The following is a 22111-nucleotide window of genomic DNA, read 5'->3' as shown; positions in this document are numbered from 1 at the left end:
TTGTATTATTAAATTAATACAGAGATACACATTAAGAAAGGAATGATGATATGGCATGGAACCTGGATTCTGACCGCCCCATCTATGCACAGCTGCTGGAACGCATCCAACTGCAGATTGTTTCCGGCACCTATGGACCGGGTGATAAACTTCCCAGTGTCAGGGAACTGGCCGCTGAAGCCAGCGTAAATCCCAACACGATGCAGAAGGCCTTTGCGGAGCTGGAGCGCAGCGGCCTGATTGTAACAAAACGTACCAGCGGCAGATTCGTAACGGAGGACAAAGACATGATTACACAGATTCGGACTCAGCTGGCAAAAGAAGAAGCATTATCCTTTATCGAAAAAATGAAAGAACTGGGTTTTGAAAAAAATGATATCCTGGCACTGCTCTCAGCCGTTGCTGAAGAGCCTGCCGAACAAAGGAGGGAGCGCGCATGAACGATCTTGTGACTATTTCCGGCCTTTCCAAGGCTTATGGTCATTTTATGGCGCTGAACAACCTGAATCTGAATATTCCCAGAGGACGCATTATCGGCCTCCTCGGTCCGAACGGAAGCGGCAAGACCACGCTGATTAAACTGCTCAATGGTCTTCTTACCCCTTCCTCCGGCCAGATCCTGATTGACGGAAAGGCTCCCGGCGTGGAAACCAAGAAAAAAGTTTCCTATCTTCCGGAACGCACCTATCTTACCAGCAGCCGGACCGTAATAGATTTGGTGGAATATTTTGAAGACTTCTACGATAATTTCAACAGGGAAAAAGCCATGTCCATGCTGGAGAGCCTGCAGATTAACCTGAACTCACGCCTGAAAACCCTTTCCAAGGGCACCAAGGAAAAGGTTCAGCTGGTGCTGGTTATGAGCAGGGAAGCCGATCTTTACATCCTGGATGAACCGATAGCGGGTGTGGATCCTGCCGCCCGTGATTTCATCCTGAAAACAATCATCGGCAACTATAACGAAAATGCATCCATCCTGCTTTCCACTCATCTTATATCCGATATCGAGGCCGTGCTGGACGACGTGATTTTCATCAGGGACGGACAGATTATGCTCTGCTCTTCCGTGGAAAATATCCGGGAAACCTATGGAAAATCCGTGGACAGTTATTTCAGGGAGGTGTTTGCATGCTGACGAAATTACTGAAACATGAATGGAAGGAAACCTGGCGCATCCCCGCTTTATGCTGTGCCATTGTCATACTGATGACCCTTACGGCCGTCATCTGTTTTACCAGGATGAGCCCTCCCGCCAATGCAGATGATCTGAATGCAGGCGCTTTTGTATTGATGATGTTCTATGTAATGACCATCACCTGTATCAGCTTTGTCATCACGCTTTATGTAGCGGTCCGTTTTTACAGGAATCTGTATACCGATCAAGGCTATCTTATGCATACACTGCCTGTAACCCCCAGGCAGCTGCTGGTTTCCAAGCTTTTAGTAAGCACTGTGTGGCTGTTCGTAGTTACTCTGCTGGTGCTCTGGGCAATTTTCATGATACTCATTTTTGCCCTGCCGGTTATGGTATTGGAGGATATGAATCTGTCCTTTTCCTTCTTTATGAAATATGCCGCTGAATATTCCAACGCGCTGTTCGGGATGTCGCTGCCGGCGTTTATCGTATTTAACTTTTTTTATTTTCTTGTTTCATCAATGAGCAGCGCTTTGGTTATTTATGGTTCCATATCCCTTGGCCAGATGTTTTCAAAGCACAAGGTGATGGGCTCTGTCCTGTGTTACATTGGCGTTACCATTTTAATCCAGACAGTGACCTCCTTCGCCATGACGCCCTATCTGACAAAAATAGTCATAACGAACCGTTCCGTTTCTATCGGCCCCGGGATCCCGGACTTCATGGGAAGTTTTATGCGCAATACCTTTATATTTTCCTTTATAGCCTCCGTAGTCACGGGCGCCGCCTGCTATGTTCTTTCCGAATACCTTATGAAAAAGCAGCTGAACCTGGATTAAGGATTTCAAACAGTATTTACAGAGGAAGCAGTCTTGGCGGCTGCTTCCTTTTTTGTGCTGACGTTTCACATTTTCAGGTGAAAATCTGCCTTCTGCCTATGTTTCTATCCTCTTTTCGTTTTCAAAGCCCTTTTCAGCTTTCGGCGGAAACTTCCTCCCGTAAGCGCATATAATAACTGTAAGCAATAAATATGAGGTTACCGCAACATATGGCAAACAAACTGCATGCCGCCCAGACATCCGACAGTCCCTATGCAGGTGGGCTGAAAATCAGTCTCACCTCCAGCCTTGGCCCGCTTCCGATAAAAGGCGCTTCCGTTACCATCTCCCTGACAGGAGATCCGGATTCCGTCGTAGAAACCCTGACCACTGATGAATCCGGCCAGACCGATACGGTGGAGCTTCCCGCGCCCCCGGTAGATTACAGCCTGACGCCTACCGACCAGCAGCCTTATTCCGAATACAACATATCCGTTGAGGCATCCGGCTTTGAGCCCGTACTCGTTTCCGGTACACAAATCCTGGCCGATGTTACCGCTGTTCAGCCGATTTCCCTGATTCCTGAGGAACGGCCCGGAAGGGAAGAAGATATTATAATCCCGGCCCATACCCTTTTCGGTATTTTCCCTCCCAAAATTCCGGAGGCTGAAATAAAGCCTGTGGATGAAACAGGCGAAATCGTTTTAAGCCGGGTCGTCATCCCTGAATTTGTCATTGTGCATGACGGTGTCCCCTCCGATTCCACCGCCCCGAATTACTATGTCCGCTATACGGATTACATTAAAAATGTGGCTTCCTCCGAGATTTATGCGACCTGGCCGGAATCCACCATTTATGCAAACATACTGGCAATTATGTCCTTTACCCTGAACCGTGTCTATACGGAATGGTACCGGAACCAGGGCTACAATTTTACCATTACCTCTTCCACCGCCTTTGACCAGAAATGGGTCTACGGCAGAAATATCTTTGAAAATATCAGCTTTCTGGTAGATACTATTTTTTCCAATTATCTCTCCCGCCCCGGCGTGAGGCAGCCGATACTTACCAGCTACTGTGACGGCCGCAGGGTGAGCTGCCGGGGGCTAAGCCAGTGGGGCTCCATGTATCTGGGGGAGGAAGGCTATGACGCCATTGACATCATCCATTATTATTATGGCAGTGACATGTATATTAACTCCGCCGACGCCATCAGCGGCGTCCCTTCCTCCTGGCCCGGCTACGATTTGACCATAGGCTCCTCCGGAGCCAAGGTGCTCCAGATGCAGGAGCAGCTCAACCGCATCCGGCAGAATTATCCTGCCATCCCCTATATAACCCCGGACGGCATATTCGGCCAGCAGACCGCAGCGGCGGTGAGGGTTTTCCAGCGGGTGTTCGGGCTGCCCCGGACCGGTGTGGTGGATTTTCCCACCTGGTACGAAATTTCCCGTATCTATGTGGGAGTTTCCAGAATCGCGGAGCCTTCCTGAAACAGGAAGGGTTTTCTCCTTTTAACCAGCCTTCTTCATGCCTCCTCCTTATGCATAAAGGCGGTACAGATACCTTTTACCGTATCCGTACCGCCCTTTTTTCTCTTTATTCTTCAAAGGTCCTCATGGCCAGTATGGTGTCCGTAATCAGATCATCCAGGCTCCAGCCCAGCATTTCTGCGCCCTGCTCAATCACTTCCCGGGAGCAGCCCGCAGCAAAGCTTTTTGTCTTGAACTTCTTTTTCACGGACTTCAGTTCCAGATCCTGTACGCTTCTGGAAGGACGCATCAGCGCGGCAGCGCCGATCAGGCCAGTTAGCTCATCTACCGCAAAAAGCACCTTTTCCATTTCCTTTTCCGGCTTTACGTCTACGGTCAGGCCATAGCCATGGCTCGCCGTCGCATGAATCAGGGCTTCATCCAGCCCCTCAGCCCTCATGATTTTCTGGGATTTTATGCAGTGCTCTTCCGGATACTGTTCAAAATCCAGATCGTGGAGCAGCCCCACGATTCCCCAGAAATCCACCTCATCTTCATAGCCCAGCTTCTGTGCAAAGTATCTCATAACACCTTCCACGGTCTGCGCATGCTTCAGATGGAATTCGTCCTGGTTGTATCTGGTCAGAAGCTCCCAGGCTTCTTCCCTTGTTGGTATTTTTCCCATGCTGTCATCTCCTTCGCTTTTTCCGGCAAAATTCTGCCCGAAGTATAATCGGCCCGCCGGCGCTTATTTCACAGCTCCCATATTATATAGCCGCTTATATAGCCGCCGCGCGCTTATTCCGCCACTGCCCGGAATGCCTCCTCCAGATCCTGAATGATATCATCAATATGCTCCGTTCCAATGGAAAGCCGGATAGTATTGGGGCGGATGCCCTGTTCCTCCAGCTCCTCTGCATTCAGCTGTCCATGGGTGGTGGAGGCCGGGTGGATTACCAAAGATTTTACATCCGCCACGTTGGCAAGTAAAGAGAAAAGCTGAAGATTATCAATAAATTTTTTCGCGGTTTCCGCTCCGCCTCTGATCTCAAAAGTAAAAATAGATCCGCCTCCATGGGGAAAATATTTGGCATACAGCGCCTTCTGGACCTCATCCGTGGTAACGGAAGGGTGATGGACCTTTTCCACCTGGGGATGGGCCGCCAGCCAGGCTGCGGTTTTCAGCGCATTGGAAACATGGCGTTCCACACGCAGAGACAGGGTTTCCAGTCCCTGAAGGAACAAAAATGCATGAAAGGGGGACAAGGTGGCACCTGTATCTCGCAGCAAAGTAGCCCTGATTTTCGTAACAAATGCCGCGGGGCCTGCAGCTTTGGTAAAGCTTACGCCGTGGTAGCTTTCATTCGGCTGCGTTAAGGAAGGATATTTTCCGCTCGCCTCCCAGTCAAAACGGCCGCTTTCCACAATCACGCCACCGATTGCCGTACCATGGCCGCCGATGAATTTGGTGGCGGAATGTACCACAATATCCGCGCCGTATTCCATGGGCCGCACCAGATAGGGCGTGGCAAAGGTATTGTCCACTGCCAGCACGATGCCGTGGGCATGGGCAATTGCTGCAATCGCTTCCAAATCCACCACATCGGAATTGGGATTTCCAAGAGTTTCTACAAAGACAGCCTTTGTATTTTCCTGAATGGCGCCTTCCAGTTCTTTGAAATTGAAGGGATCCACGAAGGTCGTAGTGACTCCGGAATCGGGGAAGGTGTGGGCAAGGAAATTATAGGTCCCGCCGTATATGTTTTTCGCCGCGACAATGTGATCGCCCTGATGGGCCAGATTCTGGAAGGTATAGGCAATCGCTGCGGCACCGGAGGCCACGGCCAGAGCTGCGCTTCCGCCTTCCAGTGCGGCCATTCTTTTCTCGAAGACCTCTTCTGTAGGATTCGTCAGCCTTCCGTATATATTGCCCCCTGCTGAAAGCGCGAATCTTGCCGCTGCGTCTTCGCAGTCATGGAACACGTATGAGGATGTCTGGTAAATCGGCACCGCCCGCGCGTCCGTCGCCGGGTCCGCCTGCTCCTGCCCTACGTGAAGCTGCAATGTCTCAAATCTGTATGCTCTCTCTGTCCTGTCTTTCATCTCGCCTCTCCTTCCTGCCCGACGGCAGCCTGTACATAGTATGTTTACAATTCCTATTGGATTAGTATGTTTTTGTTGATTATAATGGGGGATCCAGGATTTGTCAAATGGTTTTTGCAAAAGTTGGGGAAATTAGAGAGGATTTTTTTAGGAAATTGGGTCATGGCTTATGCCAGAGCAGATAGCAGGCAGTTCAGCGCAGGCAGCGTAGTGCCAGGCAGTGAAGCGCCACAGCCTGGCGCAACGGCGGCAGCCAGATATTGCGGCGGCAAAAAAGCTGTCCTGAACAAAACAACAGGGCAGCTTTTTATCAGTTCATTATTACTGCGTCTATTTTACCGCAGCCTAAGGTTGTATTTCTTCCCAGATGAAGGATACACGCCGCATTCAGCCAGGGTGTAAAGGGAGCCAGCTCTCCCTGAAATGTCATGGCGCCCAGCAGGCCGCTTAAATCCATTTTTTTATCTCTTCTGGTGGAATAGCGCTCCATATTTTTTACATAAAGCCCTGAGGATGTTTTTTGGATATGCTGCGCCGCTTCCATGAGCCAGACAATTTCCTGCTCGTTTACAAAGCCGCCGTAACGCGCGGTAAGCTCTGTTATCCTTCTGCTTATGCTCCGGAAGATGGTTATAAAATCGAGTTCGGTCAGCAGGCTGCCGCTTCTCCGGATGCGAAGCGGGGTCAGCAGCTGTATGGAGCAGTTGGTGCAGCCTTCGGTTCTGTGTTCTGAGAGGACTTCCGCTTTTATGGCCTCGGGGGCATATAGGCCGGGCTTCCAGATTGACTGAAGCTGATCATACTGCATGATTTCTTCCAGCTGGAATCTTTTGCGCTCCGCCCCTATGGTAAAGCTCCCGGCAGTTATGAGGGCATTGATTAGCTGCTCCGCATACCGGAGGGCATCGCCAAGAAGTATCACCTGAAATCTGAGTTCATCGCCTTTATTGTACTGCTCCCTGTACCCGGGCGGGTTGATGATGTAAGGATTGGGGATATCATAACCGCCTTCAGCCATTTTCCTGTTCTCGTATATATATCTGTATGCTTCCTTGTGATTGAGCAGGGCCCATCCCAGAATTCCATGGAGGGTGGAGCCCAGATAACCGGGAAGCCGGGCCGGCTCACAGCAGCGCAGGCGTATCAGGAGCGGAAGGTATTTCAGGGAGAAGTGGACGGGTTCGTTGTTTATCATGGGTTATTCCAATCTTATCCAGGCAAGGCCGTGGGGGAGTTTGTTTTCTGTGTCGATGTATATTGCGCCGGCGGCTTCGTGGGGGAATACGCCGGATAAGTTAAGGCCCTTATACCCACCAAGAATAATGAGGTATCGGTTCTGGTCGGTTGATGAAATCTCACGTAACAATGTTTCTAACTTTGATTTCATCAAGCACAGAATATCCTTCTCTTTTATCTCCCGGGATTCTCCTTCGTATTTCAACAAAATAGCGTTTATTTGTTTTAAGAGCTGCTTTAATTTATCTGTACTTCTCTGCTGCGCATCCTGCAGCACAGCTACCGGATTTTCTCCAGTAAACAGCTCACCGTTTAATTCCGTACCTGAATCAAGAGTTTCTATTGCCACTTTTGGGAAAAAAATTCCTAATTTAGGTTTTTCCTCTGCTGAATCCGTTCGGATATTCTGTAATTTATACAGATTTCTTAGCGATATGTTTTGTCCATCCACCCTTATATCATCAAATGAAATCAGCGATGAACCTACCGCCCCCTTGATTGAGGAACCAGGTATATAGTATTGTGCATTTGACGGTTCATATTCTTCATACATCCCATACTGATAAAAAGGATAAACGAATTTAATGCTGTCTGTATAGGAAAACCGGCCGTCCTCTCCTTTTATTTTTTTCATTTCTTTATTATTGCATAAAAAACAGCTTTGCTCTCTCGGTGATAAGATTATTGTCGAGAGAGGATTCAGGGTGAACTTATATTTTTTAGTGTCATTCATTAAATAATCTCCATTAATAATTCATAGGAAGCATAAATGCGTTGCCAAAAAGAATTGCATTCTCATCGAAAACTGACTGTATACATTTCCCTGCTGACCCAGGATCCCCAAGAGGGTATATGATGCTTCCCTGTTGGATAAAACTGACCACTTGTCCGCAGACATCCTTTTCCCATCCGCCCGGCATATGAAATGGCCGCCTTTCTGATGTAAATATCTTTAAATAAGACTTATTAAAATCTATTTTATCCGGAAGCAGCATTCCCAGATTCAGATATCTTACTGCATTGGATTCACTTTTCCGTGAAACGGCAGCAATATCCTTTATGACGAAAGTATTCATTCCCTGTGAAGAGCGGGCACCCAAAAAGAATAACCGTTCCTGTTCCTGTGCTTTTTTTATTATCTGAATAAGCTGCTCCATCTTTTCGCCCTTATCCGCTCCTAAATAGAAACAGAAATCTGTTACCTGTGTCCTTTCCTCTCTCCCGTCCCTTGTTCGGACTTCTTCCACAATACATTCAGGTACGGAATATATTTCCGGATCCAGTCCGGGAAGCCCATATTGCAAGCTTTCCAGGGAAGCATGAATCTGGTGGGAATTATAAACACTTATATATGGGTATGAGTTTTCTATCTGCTGTGGATTATCCATCATTTGCATGATTTTATTCTCATCCATATATTGTCTTTGCTTAATCGCTTTATACAGCTTTTTGGGTTCAGCTATTCCATCTGATTTATCCACACGATCCAGAAACCAGGTCTGAGGAACAGGAAGAAAACCCTCCGGCAACATATCTGACAGGGAACAGAAAACCTTTCTTTCTTTTACATCTGCAACAAAGCCGCCCGCATTCTCAGAGGTGGTATATTCCCCAAGCAAATAGGTAAGCGCCCCAAATATTTTTTGTGAATCAGGAAGCTGTGTTAGTCTGCCCTTTAATTTCATCCCGACTTTGTAGGTACGAATTTCCTCCATGTGACACTCACTCTCCCAATATCTTAACATGTATCTTTCCATAGCCGCGGCTTCCGGAATTTCCCAACCGATACACGCCTTCATTAAATTTTAATAATACACTCTCTACAAACTTTTTAATCTCTGCTTCGCTTAAATCATATTCTTCCAATGCATTCAGATGGTAAAAAATGATCTCCCCGCTAAAGGCTATTCCCGGACGCACCGTTTTGTAGGTACGGGGATTAGATGAAATTTTATCCGGATCGTCCTGATTTTTTATTGTATTTTTTGTATCAACAGAAAATGGGGCTTTTTCTTTTGGATCTTTCATATTAAAGTCACTAAAAATAAGCTTGGGGGTATCATTAAATGCTTTGATACCAAAAAGATATTGAGCCGAAGCATTATTAATTGCATCATCCATTTTTGCTTCCAGCCGGCTTAAACGCTCTGCCAAACTGCCATTATTTGTTTCCTGTATTTTTTTATTTTGTTCACAGCTATTTCTTTTTAAATTCTCCAGATATCTTTTATAGCTTTCTTTTATCTTTACGGCAATTTCTTCACTTTCCATATCCCTGACAATTTTGCGCATGGTTCCCTTTATGGAAGATGCGGGAATCTGAGGACGGTTATTATAATCCGTTTTGGTATATAAATCAATGCCTCCGATTTCAAAGGTTGAAGGATTATCACCGATAAAAAGATTAGCCTCTGTGATAATTTCTGCTCTTATTCTTTCCATTTGCTTTCCTTTCTTTACTTTTTGTTGGACGGGTATAATTTTTTATAAGCCAGGAGCATATCATGATACCTATAAAAAAGCATTAGGCTGTCAATATAATCGTCAGTCCATAATCCTGTAATCGATGCAAATTTACAGAAGATATTCCTATCAAACGGCGCCATAGGAGGGACTTTATGCTCACTTTGTTTTTTCTCCAGCAGTTCTTTATATTCTTCCCAGTTTCTGTTTTCGGACATCTCTATCATTGATGCACACATCTCAACATCGGGTCCTGTTTTTTTCATTCTGAAGAACATTGATGGAGTTATTTTTCTTTTCAGGAACACCGGAATTCGTTTATCATCTGAAGTCATATAAGATGTATCGCTAATAAAAGACGACCTTATCTTTTTAGCAGCCGAAAATGGTTCTTTGCGCCATTTTAATTCTTTATCCAGATTCTGCTTATATAAATACTGTAATACCCGATCGAATACAGCTTTTCTGATTCTTTTTGAGACCCTCCCGTCATACTCACTCCAAGATAGCGCATGCTCATCCGTCAATTTAAACCGTTCATCGCAAAACAGAAGAAGCAGCCTTACATATGCTTCCAGCTTTCCGCGCTTTTCTCCGTCAAAATTCAAACTGTAAACAGCTTTGTCTGATGCATTTTTTGTAATGACAGTCACCTGCCTCAACAGGGCTTCCAGCAGCAAAAGCTCTCCTTCTCTCAGCTGTTTATCCGCACTGCCAAGATATTGAGGAATCATATGGTACAAAACAGCATTACTGTATTTGACAGAAGTACTGCAAATGGATGGATCCGTAATTTTGTTCAACAAACCATAAAGGAAATAATGTGCCGGGAATTTTTTTACTATTAACAAATTAAGCGTATGTACTGTCTTTATAAAATTGGGCCAGCTTAAATAACCTGCATCATCGCCATCGGCTATTTTACAAGCCGAATCGTAAAAAGTATATCCGCCCAAACACAGCTTGGCAACAGATTCATTTACTTCACTTTCGAACGTAAGCTTCATCTTTTTAGCCGTATCCAGTTCATTCTGTACACGTTCAAAATAGTATCTGATGGGTTCTCTGTTAAAAGATATATCTATCCCCAGGCTTATTGAGAGCTTATCATTCCATTCCAACTTCTCAAGCTTATCATTTATGTTATTCAATAATATCTTGCATAAGTCCACGCCATTTTGCAAATGCGAAACAGGAACTGCAAACATGATATCGTCCCCGGCTAAATATAAAGGGTAAATCTTAAAGTCGGGATTTTTTTCCTGCAGCTTTTCTGCCTCTTTTTCCAGGGCATCCAAATTGATTGTCTCTGAAAGGATTTTGCTGACCGAATCATATATTCTGTAATCGCTGATATTTTTAAAAATATTTCCCATACCATCCAGGTCGGCCTTGATGACTGCAATTCGGAAATGGTTTGCATTTACATCCTCTGTATCAGGACATAGCTTATTAATATTTTTTACAAAAGCATGGTATTCACTGTTATCGTAGAAATACAAACTTTTTTCTGTTTTTCGGAATTGGAAAAGCAGTTCCTTATGCTCCTCAATGATTTTATTCATGCATTCTTTTTGACGAATACGGCTTTTACTCTCCTTAACAGCCTCCAGCCTGTCATTTTCAGATGTAATATCTTTCTGAAAACATTCATATTTCATCAGCAGCTTCCCGCCAAAATTTACATAATACCATTGAAAAAGCTCTCCCAGTTTTTCCCTGATTTCTTCTTCCCGCAAAGTTGTTGTAAATACACAGGAACCGGAGCACTGAAGCAAAATTTCGCTTATAAATCCGGAAAATACGCCTTTTTCACCATCTATTCCCACCTTCCGGTAAAAATCGTCTGAAATCATCCGTGATGAGCTGATAATGCTTTTCAGCGTATTATTATTTGACTGCAATTCCTGTTCCTGCGCATGAATTGCATAATACAAAAAAACCTGCACTTTATCGATTGCTATCGAAACTACATTAACCGTCATTCTTTCTATTTTCTCCTTTTTGGTTGAACATTCTTACATATTCCCGGTGTGGAAACAGTATAGGATTATTGATCAGCATCAAAAGCTGATTCAGCTGAAAATTAAACGTCAGAAGTGAAGCCTGTCTATTTTTTTCTCCCAAGATCTCATAATCTTTAAGGCTGATAGTTTCTAACTCTTTTTCTCCATTGATGTTGGTAGTATTGATTTCCTGACTACATTGATAGAAATTGAGCTCTCTGTACCAGTCTTTCAATGTTCTAAAGGCTTCGGTAACAGTGATTTTCAAATGAGAATCCGTCCTGTCACGTTTGACTGCCGTAAGGATAAAATCGAACATATTCGATTCTATTACTTCTTTACCAACGTTTTCGCTCATACTGCATAATATTCTGAGCGGTCTTGTTGACTGTTGTGCCGGGGCCGGCCCTATTGCGATATAATTCGCAAGCCTTGCTATGGATCCGGTCGCTGTTCTCAACTTTACTATGCTGTCATACCAGGCTTTTATTGTTTCAGTTTTAATATTCTGGCTTTTGCATTCTACAATTGCTGCTACTGCTTCTATCGGAATAAACTTAATTCTTCCGTAACGAAATATGTATGGCGTATAAGTCTCATCAAAAATAGCGAGATCAACCTCATGGGAAACATTTTCCTGAGAATCAATGATAAAAACAGAGCGTTCTATCACAAACTTTTTGGGTAAAATCGCTTCAAACACCTGGCTCCATACTTCTTCTCTTTCAGTTCCTATCGTGGTTCCATGTAATGCGTGTTTCATATATAACTGCTCAACAATCGAACTTTCCAACTGTTGATAATTTGTGATAATGTCTGGTATTATTTTTTCTTTTCGTTCTTCGTCATTCATTGTGCTTCTCCTTATGTATTTGAGTGTCTTTGCAGGTGGGCAATGGGAGTTAAATTATAATATATTGGTAATCGATGTAGGAATTCGATATATGAAGCTGTATAAGCCTCGACGAGCGTGAGATACCATAAATACAACTTTTAGGAGATTTCAATCCACGAGGCTGTATAAGCCTCGACTGTGGGAAGCGCTGGAACACAGCAGAAGTACGAATATTTCAATCCACGAGGCTGTATAAGCCTCGACCTCCCCTGCTGAGCGGCCTGACCCTTCTCCTCATCATTTCAATCCACGAGGCTGTATAAGCCTCGACTGGTCTCCATTGGATAATACAGACTGCGGAGTATATTTCAATCCACGAGGCTGTATAAGCCTCGACAACTGAAATTTAACGGGAAAGAAGGCGTGCTATATTTCAATCCACGAGGCTGTATAAGCCTCGACAGCAAAAATACACAACAAAATTCCTTTAAATTCTCCCAATAACATACCTATTATACAACTCTCCCCGAAAGTTGTCATTATTATATTATTTTATATTTATATTATCCTATATTTCATCATTATACAAGTGCGAATCCCCCCCGCAAATCTATGGGCACTTATGATTCGCACCAGTATTTTTCAGTTTTTCTTTACTGTTTCAATTATACACTGATGATGTTTCGCGTTTTTGACATAATTTATACCAACAAGATAAACCTCGTGTATACCCTTGTCAAAAACTCTTATATAGTTTCTTTCTTTAATCTGAGTTATCGCTTTTTCTGCACTGCTGTTATATTTTAATTCCAGTAAGATCCCTGGCCGATCCGGCTTTTTAGGTATCATAATACAATCTGCATACCCTTTACCTGCTGTTTGTTCAAATTTCAGTACATAATCATCTGCGGCGGCATAAAATGCCAAATGTATTACACATTTTAAAGTATGTTCATTATTATATTCTTTAAATTCCTGCATTCCGTCATGGACGTCTTCAAGTAAAAAACCAACTTTTTCTTCTTCACAATTTAAAAGTGCTTCCAAAAGCTCTCTTGATTGTTTTAGCAGCTGTGAAACCGTTCCCCAGGACAACTTTTTAATTGTGTTGGCAAATTCCTCCCGGATTTCTTTATTCGGAATCCTCACTTTATCTTCTGAATAACTGAGATAACCAAGATGAATCAACGCCGTGATTACCTCATCTTTATCATTAAAACTATCCAAATCATTGGAAAAACCTAACACATCAACACTTATTTCATTACCGGCTACCAGTTCAGTCACAGCTTCTCCCAAACCGTCAAAATTCATTGTAATATATTCTTCCAGTTCGGAAAAACCACCGGTTTTATTCCAATAATCTCTGCAGACACCCTCTTCCAACGCCTCTACAACAGAACGAGGATTGTAAATTCCTCCAATTTCTGCCATATGATAGCCATTGTACCATTCCCGCAATTCTTCAAAACACAATTTCACATCCTGCGAACATAACTTTTTTATCTCATTTTCAGTAAAACCAAAATAAGGCGCAAGCTTTTTAGGTTCCAGCATAGTGTATTCACGAAACATATTCAGCGCAGATCCTGTATTATACTTTTTGATAGGAAGAATCCCTGTCATATAAACCAGCTCTACATATGATTTATCCTTAAACAGCAGTTTCAAAAAACTGAGAAATTCCTCCTGTTCTTTCTTTTTACCTTTATGGAATCGAAAAACACAGTCCCATTCATCAATTAAAAAAATAAATTTGTATCCATACATCTGTTCAATCATATCTAAACAAAGCACTAAATCCTGTCCCTCCGGTAGAACTCCTGGACAAAGCTGTCCCAAATCATGAATCAGATTTTGGGAAATCCTTTCTATCCCCTGCTTAACGGTATTATTTTCAAAATAATCATTAAAGTTTATCATGATTACATTATGAGCATTTAAATGTTCATAATAAGTTGATGCAGATTTAATCTGCAGTTTTTCAAAAAGAAAGTCTGTATTAAGGCCCTTAGTATAATATGCTGCCAACATTTCTACAGCCATTGTTTTACCAAACCGGCGAGGCCTGCTCAGGCACACCCACTTTTCTTTGGTTAAAATCTTCTCACTAATAGTCTGTATAAGCATGGATTTATCAACAAAAAAACGGCTATTAAGCGATTCACGAAAACCATTCGCTACATTTTTTCGGTTCAAAAAATAAAAATAATCCTGCATAATTAAATTCGCTCCATTTATGAGTTAACTCTTCTAACACTAACGAAAATTAACATTGTTTCAGTGGACCCAGTTTACTACAGATATCAAAGTATGTCCAATAGACATTTCTTTGATTCGCTTAACTAACAAGTGTGAAAACGATTAAAAATAAATATTTATTTTTAATTTAGCAAATCAAGCGTTCACACCGACTTTCGCTCTCAATAATCAAACTAACTTTAATGTAAAGACTTACCATAAATTATTTGATTTACTCATTACATTTTAAGCTTTTCACACTACTTTTTACAATTATTTTAGTACATTAACATTTTTTATATTTTTGTTTTCAATTGTACCTTATCCTTACAGAAAAAAGTATTCAATCAATGGGACTATATAAGCCTCGACGTATTTGGACTTTCTACATCTGCCTTCTCAACCATTTCAATCCACGAGGTCGCAAAGACCTCGACCTAAACAGAGGAAACCATCATGGAGGATATTTCTATTTCAATCCACGAGGTCGCAAAGACCTCGACGGCAAACTTTGGGTATGAAGTAACCTGTGGGGCAATTTCAATCCACGAGGTCGCAAAGACCTCGACATTTCATCAAGCGCCGGAAAGACACAGTGTTAATATTTCAATCCACGAGGTCGCAAAGACCTCGACAGCAAATCCCTCCAAAAACCCAATCCCTTCCCCTGCAAAATCTATATCTATTATACAACCACCCCACGATTATTTCCACCAAATAATCATCTCCACACTATATTTCATCCATTTCTCCCCAAAAACAGGTGCGAATTCCCCGGCAAATCCATGGGAACTTACGGTTCGCACCAACTAAAATCATACTCCCGTCCTAAAAAAGTCCCCTTCTCTTCATCTCTAAATACTTCCCTTGTCTGTCCTCCCCAGCCTGAGCTTAAATTACTCTTCCCTCTTCTATTCCGCCGCAACGCCCTTCCTGCCCGCATCAACTATCTCATAAAACCACACATACATATCCTCCGGCCTAATCGAAAGCAAACGTTCTTTATCAAGCAAAATTCTATCCCCTTCTCTGTGAAAAACAGAATGAAGCGGTTCATAATTAAGAGCCTCCAGCCCCTCCATTGCCGCCCACTCCTGCAATGTATATTCTTCCTTTTCAATCAGCTTTTTTAAAGACTCATAACCAGCCTTCCGCACAAAATTCAGCCGGTCATCTGTTCCTGTCATTTCACAAAGCCTGTCATTCATACCGTTCCATAGCCTGTCGATACACATCTGCCTTTCCTGAAGGCTTTGGACTGAAAAATCTCCGGTATTTAATGCGCCCTGCAAATCCTTCTCCCAGCTGTCCGGTTTCCAGGCCAGGCTTCTGCTCATGTGAATCAGCCATTTATCATGAGGTATATATTCCCTGTTTACAATAAAAAGCGCACTAACCAGCGGTTTTATCGCATTATTAAAAACATAATGCCCCTGCATCGTATCCTGCCTGTATATCCAGATATCACCTGCCAATCTGTAATTCCAATATGCTTCCCAAAGCAATCCCCCGGCACTGTCTATATCAACCGTACAAGCCAGCTTCCTGGATTTAAATTCTGCAATTTTTCCTTCAGGATCATAAAGAATATCAGCATAGGATAAATCCCATAAAGCGGTTGAGTCATAGCTTCTTTCCAGCTCATCTTCATAATTTACCAGCTTTATATCATATAAATAACCGTCAATTACCGTAATCCCCAAAGCAACCGGACAATTTCCGTTTTTGTACCAATAAAAAGCTTTTTCATCTCATCATATCCCTAATGCAAACATAATAGCCGCTCTGACATACGCTTCCCGGATCCTGTTGAAATCCTCAGTTCCCCACTTCCATCCGCTTTCCGTCTCTGAAAGCGGATGTTTATCCGAACACAGCAGAACTGCTGCCGCAGGCATGGAATAATACCTGCTTACGGATAAAAGTGCAGACGCTTCCATATCCACGCCCACGCATCCCTTTTCCCGCCAATACGCTTCCTTGGCAAAGGTCTGGCGATAAAAGGAATCCGTCGTAACGGTAGAATTCACAACCGTATGGAATTTTCCCTGAAAATATTCCCTTACCTGATTAAAAAAAGCTTCCTCCGGCCTGACAAATTCCACCGTTTCAAAATAATGATGTGAGGTGCCTTCCTCACATAAAATGCTATCCGGCACCACCACATCGCCAACCTGGATTTCTTTCCCGAACCCGCCGCACATACCGACGACAAGGATCCGTTTCACGCCAAGCGCCCTGACCGTTTCCAGTGTATCAACAGCCGCCGGGCAGCCATATCCGCCTTTGGTAAAGCAGATGTCCGGATGCCCTTTTACCGCAATACACTCCGGATTGTCCAGAAAACAAGGAAGTCTGTCATAAAGAGTGACCGTGTCAAAATTTTCTTTCAGGAACCGCAGCCCGATTCCAAGCTCAAATATCACACAGGTTTCCGGCAGCTCCCTTATATCCCCGCTGCCATGACTGCTCCTCACATGCTTTTCCGCCGTTATAACCGCTGGCGTATTGTCCTCTGAAAATGCCCACCTCATGCCTTTCCCTCCCTGCCTGCTGCACCGCGCTTATCCCATATTTTTAATTACTATAACATACTTTTCCACCAATTACAGCGTTTCTCATCTGTATAATATTTTCCGCACCGTCTCAACCGACAGCCCATACTCCTCGGCCAATTCCTGCATTTTCTGCTTTTCCACATAAAACCTGCGCCGGATCTCTTCATTGCGCTGCTCATAATATACCCTGGCCCCGGATACGGCGCCCCATCCTTTTTTCTCTTCCTTTTCCGGAATATAAACCAGTTCACCGGAGGAATATTTTTGTATTTCCCGAAGCAGTTCGTCCGGAAAAATTTCAGAGGCATTCCGATATTTCATTTCACTCCCCTTCCTTTCTAAAACCGCTTTACGAGATTTTGTTTCGCGCGGCTTCTTCCCTTTAGTTCCGTGAAAGGAAATCCTCCAGGGAAGGGTACTCGTTTATTTTTCCTCCACGCTCTATTATAATCGCTCTCACCGCTTTTTCCAGCTCACAGCTTTGCCTGCTCACTTTTTCCAGGCAGTCAGGGTCAAAAAAGCCTAAAAGATCCATTTCCTCAAAGCCAAATTCCTCCGCAGCCACAACCAGCTCGGTCTGCAGATAGACGCAGTCATGAAAAGCTTCCTCCGGCATGTTCTGCTGGCAAAAATAGCGGATTCTTCTCCAGGTAAGGCTCATTTCCTCATACCAGCCTGACAGCTGTTCATAACCGTCTTTTTTCTCTTTTTTCATTTCAGCCGGCCTGCGCTGCTGCAGGAAGCTCCGGGCAGACTGTATCAGAAGATAAATCAGCTCCCTGATTTCTTCAATCGTATCCGCCCGAAGAAGCTGCTTTGAATAATCATAAAATTTTTCAGGAACCTCTTTCAGTTCGGGACAGTGATACATTCTGCTTTCCGCGCTGCCCTGCTCCGCCTGTTTTTCCGAAAAAATACCGCAGTCCGCAAAAGTTTGGTTCATAAACGCGGCCGCCTGCGTAAGGAGGCTCTGGATATATCCTGCTGCCATCCGGCATTTGCATAGCTTTTCTTCAAACAGAAGCGTACGGTAAATGTCCATGGCCATATCCACCCGTTCCAGAGCTCTCTGATACATCAAACCTGGATTCCTCAGGTTTTCAAACAATCTGTTTTTCAAAGAAAGAAAACGTTCCTCCTCCTCCCGGGTCCTTGCATACAGGATTTCTGAGGCCGCAAGGCACAGTGTCGGGAATTCCTCCAGATTTGCCGTCCTTTCCGTTCTTTCCCAGGAACGCGGGTACAAATCATGCCCAACTCCGTCAATAATAAAGGTCTGCGCCAATTCGTTTCCCCGTTCATTGACAGGCACATAATAGTCAAAACACTCTCCATGACCGTCGCCGTTTGTGGCATGTCCTGTTACTCCTATAAGGAGAGCAATGTCCTCCCGGTATTCTTTTTCAATTTTTTCTTTCACCCACTGCGTCAGTCTGTTTTCTGCTTCCATATTTTCCTTCTCCTTTGCCCCGCTTTTTTATTTGTTTCTTTTATAAAAAGGCCGTCCATGCTTAACTTCCGATTTATGCTTTGAACACCCTTCCTATCTCAATTATAGATAAATCCTCATTTTTCTCAATGCCGAATCCCATTATAATCATTTGTTCCCAAATGCAGCTCCCGGCATAAAAATAAAAACTTTGTAAACTTTTGTCGTAATACGCATAAAATAACATAAACAATACTAAGCCTTATAAAAGGGGGCACGAATCCAATGTTAGGAACCATACTTTTATGCGTAGCATGCATTTTGATACTTGGTTTCATTTTGTTTATATGCATATGGAAAATACGCACCAGGAAATTCAAACCTTCCAAAGATAAAACCGGACAGCAGCAGCAGCTGAACCAGGATTTGAAAGATGCAGGCTTTGCTTATGATCTGAAAAATGATTTGTTCTACTCCGTCATGGACTGCTGGCAGCGTGAAATGGGATATTGCCGGCTGTATGACGAAGGCTCCGCCGATTTTAACATGGTTATGCACTGTGAGCCCGTCTGTTTTACGTACAACGGGAAACGATGGATGATAGAATTATGGAAAGGCCAGTACGGAATAACAACCGGCGCTGAAATCGGCATTTACAATACCGCTTCCGATGATATTAAGACGAAGCAGTTCACCGGAACCTATTACGACTGCGCCTCGGACGATGAACGTCTGGATATGAGCTTTGTCCTCCGCAAAAACGGAAAGGTTCTTTTCAAACGCAGCGGGATTCACTGGTGGCTTACCGGGTTTAAGCTGGGAGAATTTTCCCACCTTGATACTCTCACCATGGATGCCAAAATCAAATTTCCAAACAGAACCATGCGGGACGCTTTTGTAAATGGCCTGGTGGATATCGGTTACCGCAAAAAAGAATACAGTGTTCATTCAAATACGGTTACCATCCATTACACAACGCCCCACAGTCCCCAGCCTCTTTCCAACAGTACGCCTCAGGGAATTCTGGTGCAGAATACAAACTCCATCAACTGCGGCCTTTACAGGCAGGTGACCGGAAAATATACGGAAACTCTCGATAAACTTGAATATCTTAAGACAGCCATGCCCGAACTGTATGAATTCTGTATGCATTCCCTGTATGCGAGATCCTTCTATGAAGCTTTTGACTGGCTGATTGACCTTATTCACAAGGGTCACAACCCCGACCCAGGTCCGGAGCCAGGTCCCAGTCCTTGTCCCGGCCCTGAACCCTGTCCTTGTCCCAAGCCTTGCCCTTGCCCTAAGCCCTGCCCTTGCCCTAAGCCCTGTCCGAAACCCTGCCCGAAACCTTGCCCCAAACCCTGCCCCTGCTCTCCTGCCACTCATACAAAACGGCTTCCCAACAGGATCTGTACTCCCTGTAACTGCCAGAAGCCGCAGAATCCCTGCTGTCCATGCACAAACAGCACAGCATGTGAATGTGAGGAAAAAAATACTGAAAAAGGGATGTGCCGCTGATGCCTTCGCTTGCCGATAAACTGAATAAAGTCTACACCTCCGCTCCCGTTCTTCCCTATGATAAAAACTCCCGCATCGTAATTATGAGCGACTGTCATCGGGGCCAGGGAAACGGAGCCGATAATTTTCTTCCGAACAGCCCGATTTTTCAAGGCGCCCTGGAATATTACTACAAGAATGGCTTTACCTATATCGAACTTGGCGATGGTGATGAACTCTGGGAAAACAGATGCATCCACACAATTATCAGAACCTACAGCCATATTTTCCGGCTCATGAACCGCTTTTATCAGGATAACCGGCTTTACATGATATACGGTAACCATGATATCGTAAAAAAAAGGAAAAATTTTTCCACATCAAACTGTACAAATTATTCCTGCGATGTCACAGAACCGGAAGATTATTTTTATAAGGATTTGAAAATTACAGAAGGAATTATCCTCGAAAATAAAGATACGCTACAGCGCATTCTCCTAATCCACGGACACCAGGGAAGTCTGCTCAACGATGAGCTTTGGCCCCTTGGCCGGTTTCTGGTGAGATATGTCTGGAAACCGCTGGAAACAATTGGCTTCCGCGCTCCCACAGGCTCCGGCCGATCCGTAAAACTGGTGGAAAAGATAGAGAAAAAACTGTGTGCCTATTCCAGGGAAACTAACCGAATTGTCATAGCCGGCCATACCCACCGGCCGGTATTCCCGAATCCGGGTTCCTGCCCATATTTCAATGACGGCAGTTGTGTACATCCGTACAGCATCACATGCCTGGAAATAGAAAATGATCAAATAGCCCTGGTCCGCTGGTCCTTTTCCACGACGGAGGATCGATTACTTTTCATCAGCCGCGAAGTCCTGAACGGACCGGAAAACCTGTCGGATTTTATACTGGACTGAAGTCCTTGCCGGGAAACCTTATTCCTTTGAAACCGTGCTGTCCCTTACTTTCCGATAAAACCAACTTCCGGCAGCTTACCTGGCTGCCGGGTCTGGGCGAACTGTATGAAAAAACTATCAGGCTGTTTGCAGCTCATTTTTCCAGAAGCATCCTGTAATGATTTTCCGTTTCTTCAACAATAGAAAAACCCAGCCGATGATATAGATGGATAACAGGATTCTTTTTAAATGCCTGAAGCCTGACTTTGGAAAATCCGCTGCTTTCAATTGTTTCTGCCAGTAAACGGGAGCCAATACCCTGATTCCGGTATTCCGGAAGAATACAGATATTTTCCAGTTCACAGGTATCTCCGTCCACACTCCAGTTTATCATGCCGATCCGTTTTCCCCGGGAATAAATTATGTTCATATTTTCCTTTGCATTTTCCATGAAGGCATTGAAATAGTCTGTCTGCTTTTCTTCATCCCAGCCCCAGATCTCAGAAACATAGGGATAATAGCATACTTTCTTCAGCTGATAAACAAAATCGTAGTCCACCGGCGTGTATTTTTTCATTGTGATTTCCATAAGCTTTCCTTTCCATAGGAAGGAATTAATTCCCGGGGCATTCCTTCACATAATTTTCCATAATGTCATCCGGCAGGTTGACTTCATAGGTACATACCATATCGCTTTTTAAAGCGGAAGTGAGGACGCGGCCGTTTAATTTTCTGTCCAGAAACGCTTCTGCAAAATTCATTGCATGTCCCAGGCTGCAGCTGCACAGGCATAATTACCGCTCCTGATACCATGAGTAATACAAATTCATATCAAAATCAGGAATCGGGCTGAAACGGTTCCCATCAAAAATCATTCTTAAATTTTCCTCCGGTTTTATTTCAGCTGTAAAAATTCCCGGCTCCTGGGATAATTCTTCATTACAATAATAATGTATCGGTTTTTCCGTTTTTCGCACAGGTCCCGCAACACAGCTTCCACCGGAAAATTTATCACCGTTTTGTATCCCGCAGACATTGGAACTCGCAATATAAATACCGTTGCTTAAAACATGATACTCTATCACGCGTTTTAAATAGCATGCATCGCACTGCGCATCCTCCGTAACCGCCGATAAATTTACATATAAATTAACTCCTTTATAACAGTAATAGCGAATCAGCTCAGGGTAACGAATCGTGTCATAGCATATTCCAAAGCCTATTTTCCCATATTCCGTATTAAGAATAAGCGGCTTACGCCCTTTAGAGAAAATCTGATGCTCATATCCACAAATATGAATTTTTTTGTAAATCTTCACTGTATTATCCGGACATGTAATAAACGCTGCATTATAAATAAGATCAGCCTCATAATATGGCGCACCAAAACATATAAGCGTTCTTGACAAGGGTACAATGCAA

22 protein-coding genes and 1 CRISPR repeat array are annotated in these 22111 nt (G+C 43.8%); of the genes, 6 read left to right on the top strand and 16 right to left on the bottom strand.

Annotated features, from left to right (window positions below; all coding sequences use genetic code 11):
- Positions 1-50 precede the first annotated feature (50 nt).
- From DXC51_RS20860 to DXC51_RS20845, 4 genes are all read left to right on the top strand, one after another.
- A complete protein-coding gene (locus DXC51_RS20860) occupies positions 51-440 on the top strand; it encodes a GntR family transcriptional regulator (protein WP_021639932.1) in 390 nt (129 codons plus the stop codon).
- Entirely contained in the window at positions 437-1135 is a 699-nt protein-coding gene (locus tag DXC51_RS20855; protein WP_021639933.1) for an ABC transporter ATP-binding protein, read from the top strand. The genes DXC51_RS20860 and DXC51_RS20855 overlap by 4 nt, the downstream gene beginning before the upstream one ends.
- Positions 1129-1974, top strand: a complete 846-nt coding sequence (locus DXC51_RS20850) for a hypothetical protein (protein WP_117545331.1) — start codon at positions 1129-1131, stop codon at positions 1972-1974. Before DXC51_RS20855 ends, DXC51_RS20850 begins: the two co-directional genes overlap by 7 nt.
- 209 nt (positions 1975-2183) lie before the next feature.
- A complete protein-coding gene (locus tag DXC51_RS20845) occupies positions 2184-3446 on the top strand; it encodes a peptidoglycan-binding protein (RefSeq protein WP_025491237.1) in 1263 nt (420 codons plus the stop codon).
- A gap of 106 nt (positions 3447-3552) precedes the next feature.
- Here DXC51_RS20845 and DXC51_RS20840 read toward each other — a convergent pair whose 3' ends face one another.
- The 13 genes from DXC51_RS20840 to DXC51_RS20780 form a co-directional block, all read right to left on the bottom strand.
- The gene (locus tag DXC51_RS20840) at positions 3553-4110 is read right to left on the bottom strand and encodes a hydrolase (protein WP_117545330.1); all 558 of its coding nucleotides are present in this window, start codon (positions 4108-4110) and stop codon (positions 3553-3555) included.
- A 113-nt stretch (positions 4111-4223) separates the two neighbouring features.
- The gene (locus DXC51_RS20835; protein ID WP_102289688.1) at positions 4224-5528 is read right to left on the bottom strand and encodes an O-acetylhomoserine aminocarboxypropyltransferase/cysteine synthase family protein; all 1305 of its coding nucleotides are present in this window, start codon (positions 5526-5528) and stop codon (positions 4224-4226) included.
- 310 nt (positions 5529-5838) lie between these two features.
- A complete protein-coding gene (gene cas6, locus DXC51_RS20830; protein ID WP_117545329.1) occupies positions 5839-6723 on the bottom strand; it encodes a CRISPR system precrRNA processing endoribonuclease RAMP protein Cas6 in 885 nt (294 codons plus the stop codon).
- 3 nt (positions 6724-6726) lie between these two features.
- Positions 6727-7497 carry a hypothetical protein gene (locus tag DXC51_RS20825; RefSeq protein ID WP_117545328.1) on the bottom strand — a complete coding sequence of 257 codons (771 nt, stop codon included), beginning with the start codon at positions 7495-7497 and terminating at the stop codon, positions 6727-6729.
- Positions 7498-7510: 13 nt separating this feature from the next.
- Positions 7511-8479, bottom strand: coding sequence for a hypothetical protein (locus tag DXC51_RS20820; RefSeq protein WP_117545327.1), 969 nt, complete (start codon positions 8477-8479; stop codon positions 7511-7513).
- A gap of 7 nt (positions 8480-8486) precedes the next feature.
- Positions 8487-9206 (bottom strand): RAMP superfamily CRISPR-associated protein, encoded by a 720-nt coding sequence (locus tag DXC51_RS20815; protein ID WP_117545326.1) that lies wholly within the window; start codon positions 9204-9206, stop codon positions 8487-8489.
- A 14-nt stretch (positions 9207-9220) separates the two neighbouring features.
- Positions 9221-10792, bottom strand: a complete 1572-nt coding sequence (locus DXC51_RS20810; protein WP_408608872.1) for a Cas10/Cmr2 second palm domain-containing protein — start codon at positions 10790-10792, stop codon at positions 9221-9223.
- A 409-nt stretch (positions 10793-11201) separates the two neighbouring features.
- Positions 11202-12086: a DUF6602 domain-containing protein gene (locus DXC51_RS20805; RefSeq protein WP_117545324.1), complete on the bottom strand. Its 885-nt coding sequence runs from the start codon at positions 12084-12086 to the stop codon at positions 11202-11204.
- An 81-nt stretch (positions 12087-12167) separates the two neighbouring features.
- Positions 12168-12530: a CRISPR direct-repeat array (repeat unit 32 nt; unit sequence ATTTCAATCCACGAGGCTGTATAAGCCTCGAC).
- A 180-nt stretch (positions 12531-12710) separates the two neighbouring features.
- Positions 12711-14288, bottom strand: coding sequence for an AAA family ATPase (locus DXC51_RS20800; RefSeq protein WP_117545323.1), 1578 nt, complete (start codon positions 14286-14288; stop codon positions 12711-12713).
- Positions 14289-15220: 932 nt separating this feature from the next.
- Positions 15221-16012 carry a hypothetical protein gene (locus DXC51_RS20795; protein ID WP_117545322.1) on the bottom strand — a complete coding sequence of 264 codons (792 nt, stop codon included), beginning with the start codon at positions 16010-16012 and terminating at the stop codon, positions 15221-15223.
- 51 nt (positions 16013-16063) lie between these two features.
- Positions 16064-16843 carry a nucleoside phosphorylase gene (locus DXC51_RS20790; RefSeq protein ID WP_117545321.1) on the bottom strand — a complete coding sequence of 260 codons (780 nt, stop codon included), beginning with the start codon at positions 16841-16843 and terminating at the stop codon, positions 16064-16066.
- A gap of 84 nt (positions 16844-16927) precedes the next feature.
- A complete protein-coding gene (locus DXC51_RS20785; protein ID WP_021639961.1) occupies positions 16928-17188 on the bottom strand; it encodes a CD3324 family protein in 261 nt (86 codons plus the stop codon).
- 61 nt (positions 17189-17249) lie between these two features.
- Positions 17250-18317, bottom strand: coding sequence for a hypothetical protein (locus DXC51_RS20780; RefSeq protein WP_021639962.1), 1068 nt, complete (start codon positions 18315-18317; stop codon positions 17250-17252).
- Positions 18318-18581: 264 nt separating this feature from the next.
- Here DXC51_RS20780 and DXC51_RS20775 point away from each other — a divergent pair, with 264 nt between their 5' ends.
- A complete protein-coding gene (locus tag DXC51_RS20775) occupies positions 18582-19814 on the top strand; it encodes a DUF4474 domain-containing protein (RefSeq protein WP_021639964.1) in 1233 nt (410 codons plus the stop codon).
- Positions 19814-20710 carry a metallophosphoesterase gene (locus tag DXC51_RS20770; protein ID WP_035324187.1) on the top strand — a complete coding sequence of 299 codons (897 nt, stop codon included), beginning with the start codon at positions 19814-19816 and terminating at the stop codon, positions 20708-20710. The genes DXC51_RS20775 and DXC51_RS20770 overlap by 1 nt, the downstream gene beginning before the upstream one ends.
- Positions 20711-20843: 133 nt before the next feature.
- On the opposite strand, the gene DXC51_RS20765 is transcribed toward DXC51_RS20770, so the two are convergent.
- The 3 genes from DXC51_RS20765 to DXC51_RS20760 are packed head-to-tail and all read right to left on the bottom strand — an operon-like array spanning position 20844 to position 22098.
- A complete protein-coding gene (locus DXC51_RS20765) occupies positions 20844-21278 on the bottom strand; it encodes a GNAT family N-acetyltransferase (protein WP_021639968.1) in 435 nt (144 codons plus the stop codon).
- A gap of 25 nt (positions 21279-21303) precedes the next feature.
- On the bottom strand, positions 21304-21450 hold the full coding sequence (locus tag DXC51_RS29605; protein WP_021639969.1) for a hypothetical protein: 147 nt from the start codon (positions 21448-21450) through the stop codon (positions 21304-21306).
- Between the two features lie 33 nt (positions 21451-21483).
- Entirely contained in the window at positions 21484-22098 is a 615-nt protein-coding gene (locus DXC51_RS20760; RefSeq protein WP_181970149.1) for a carbon-nitrogen hydrolase family protein, read from the bottom strand.
- Between the last annotated feature and the right edge of the window lie 13 nt (positions 22099-22111).

The sequence above is a fragment of the Eisenbergiella massiliensis genome (assembly GCF_003435485.1).
Note: the sequence above shows the minus strand (reverse complement) of the source record. Positions and strands in the feature narration are given on the sequence as shown.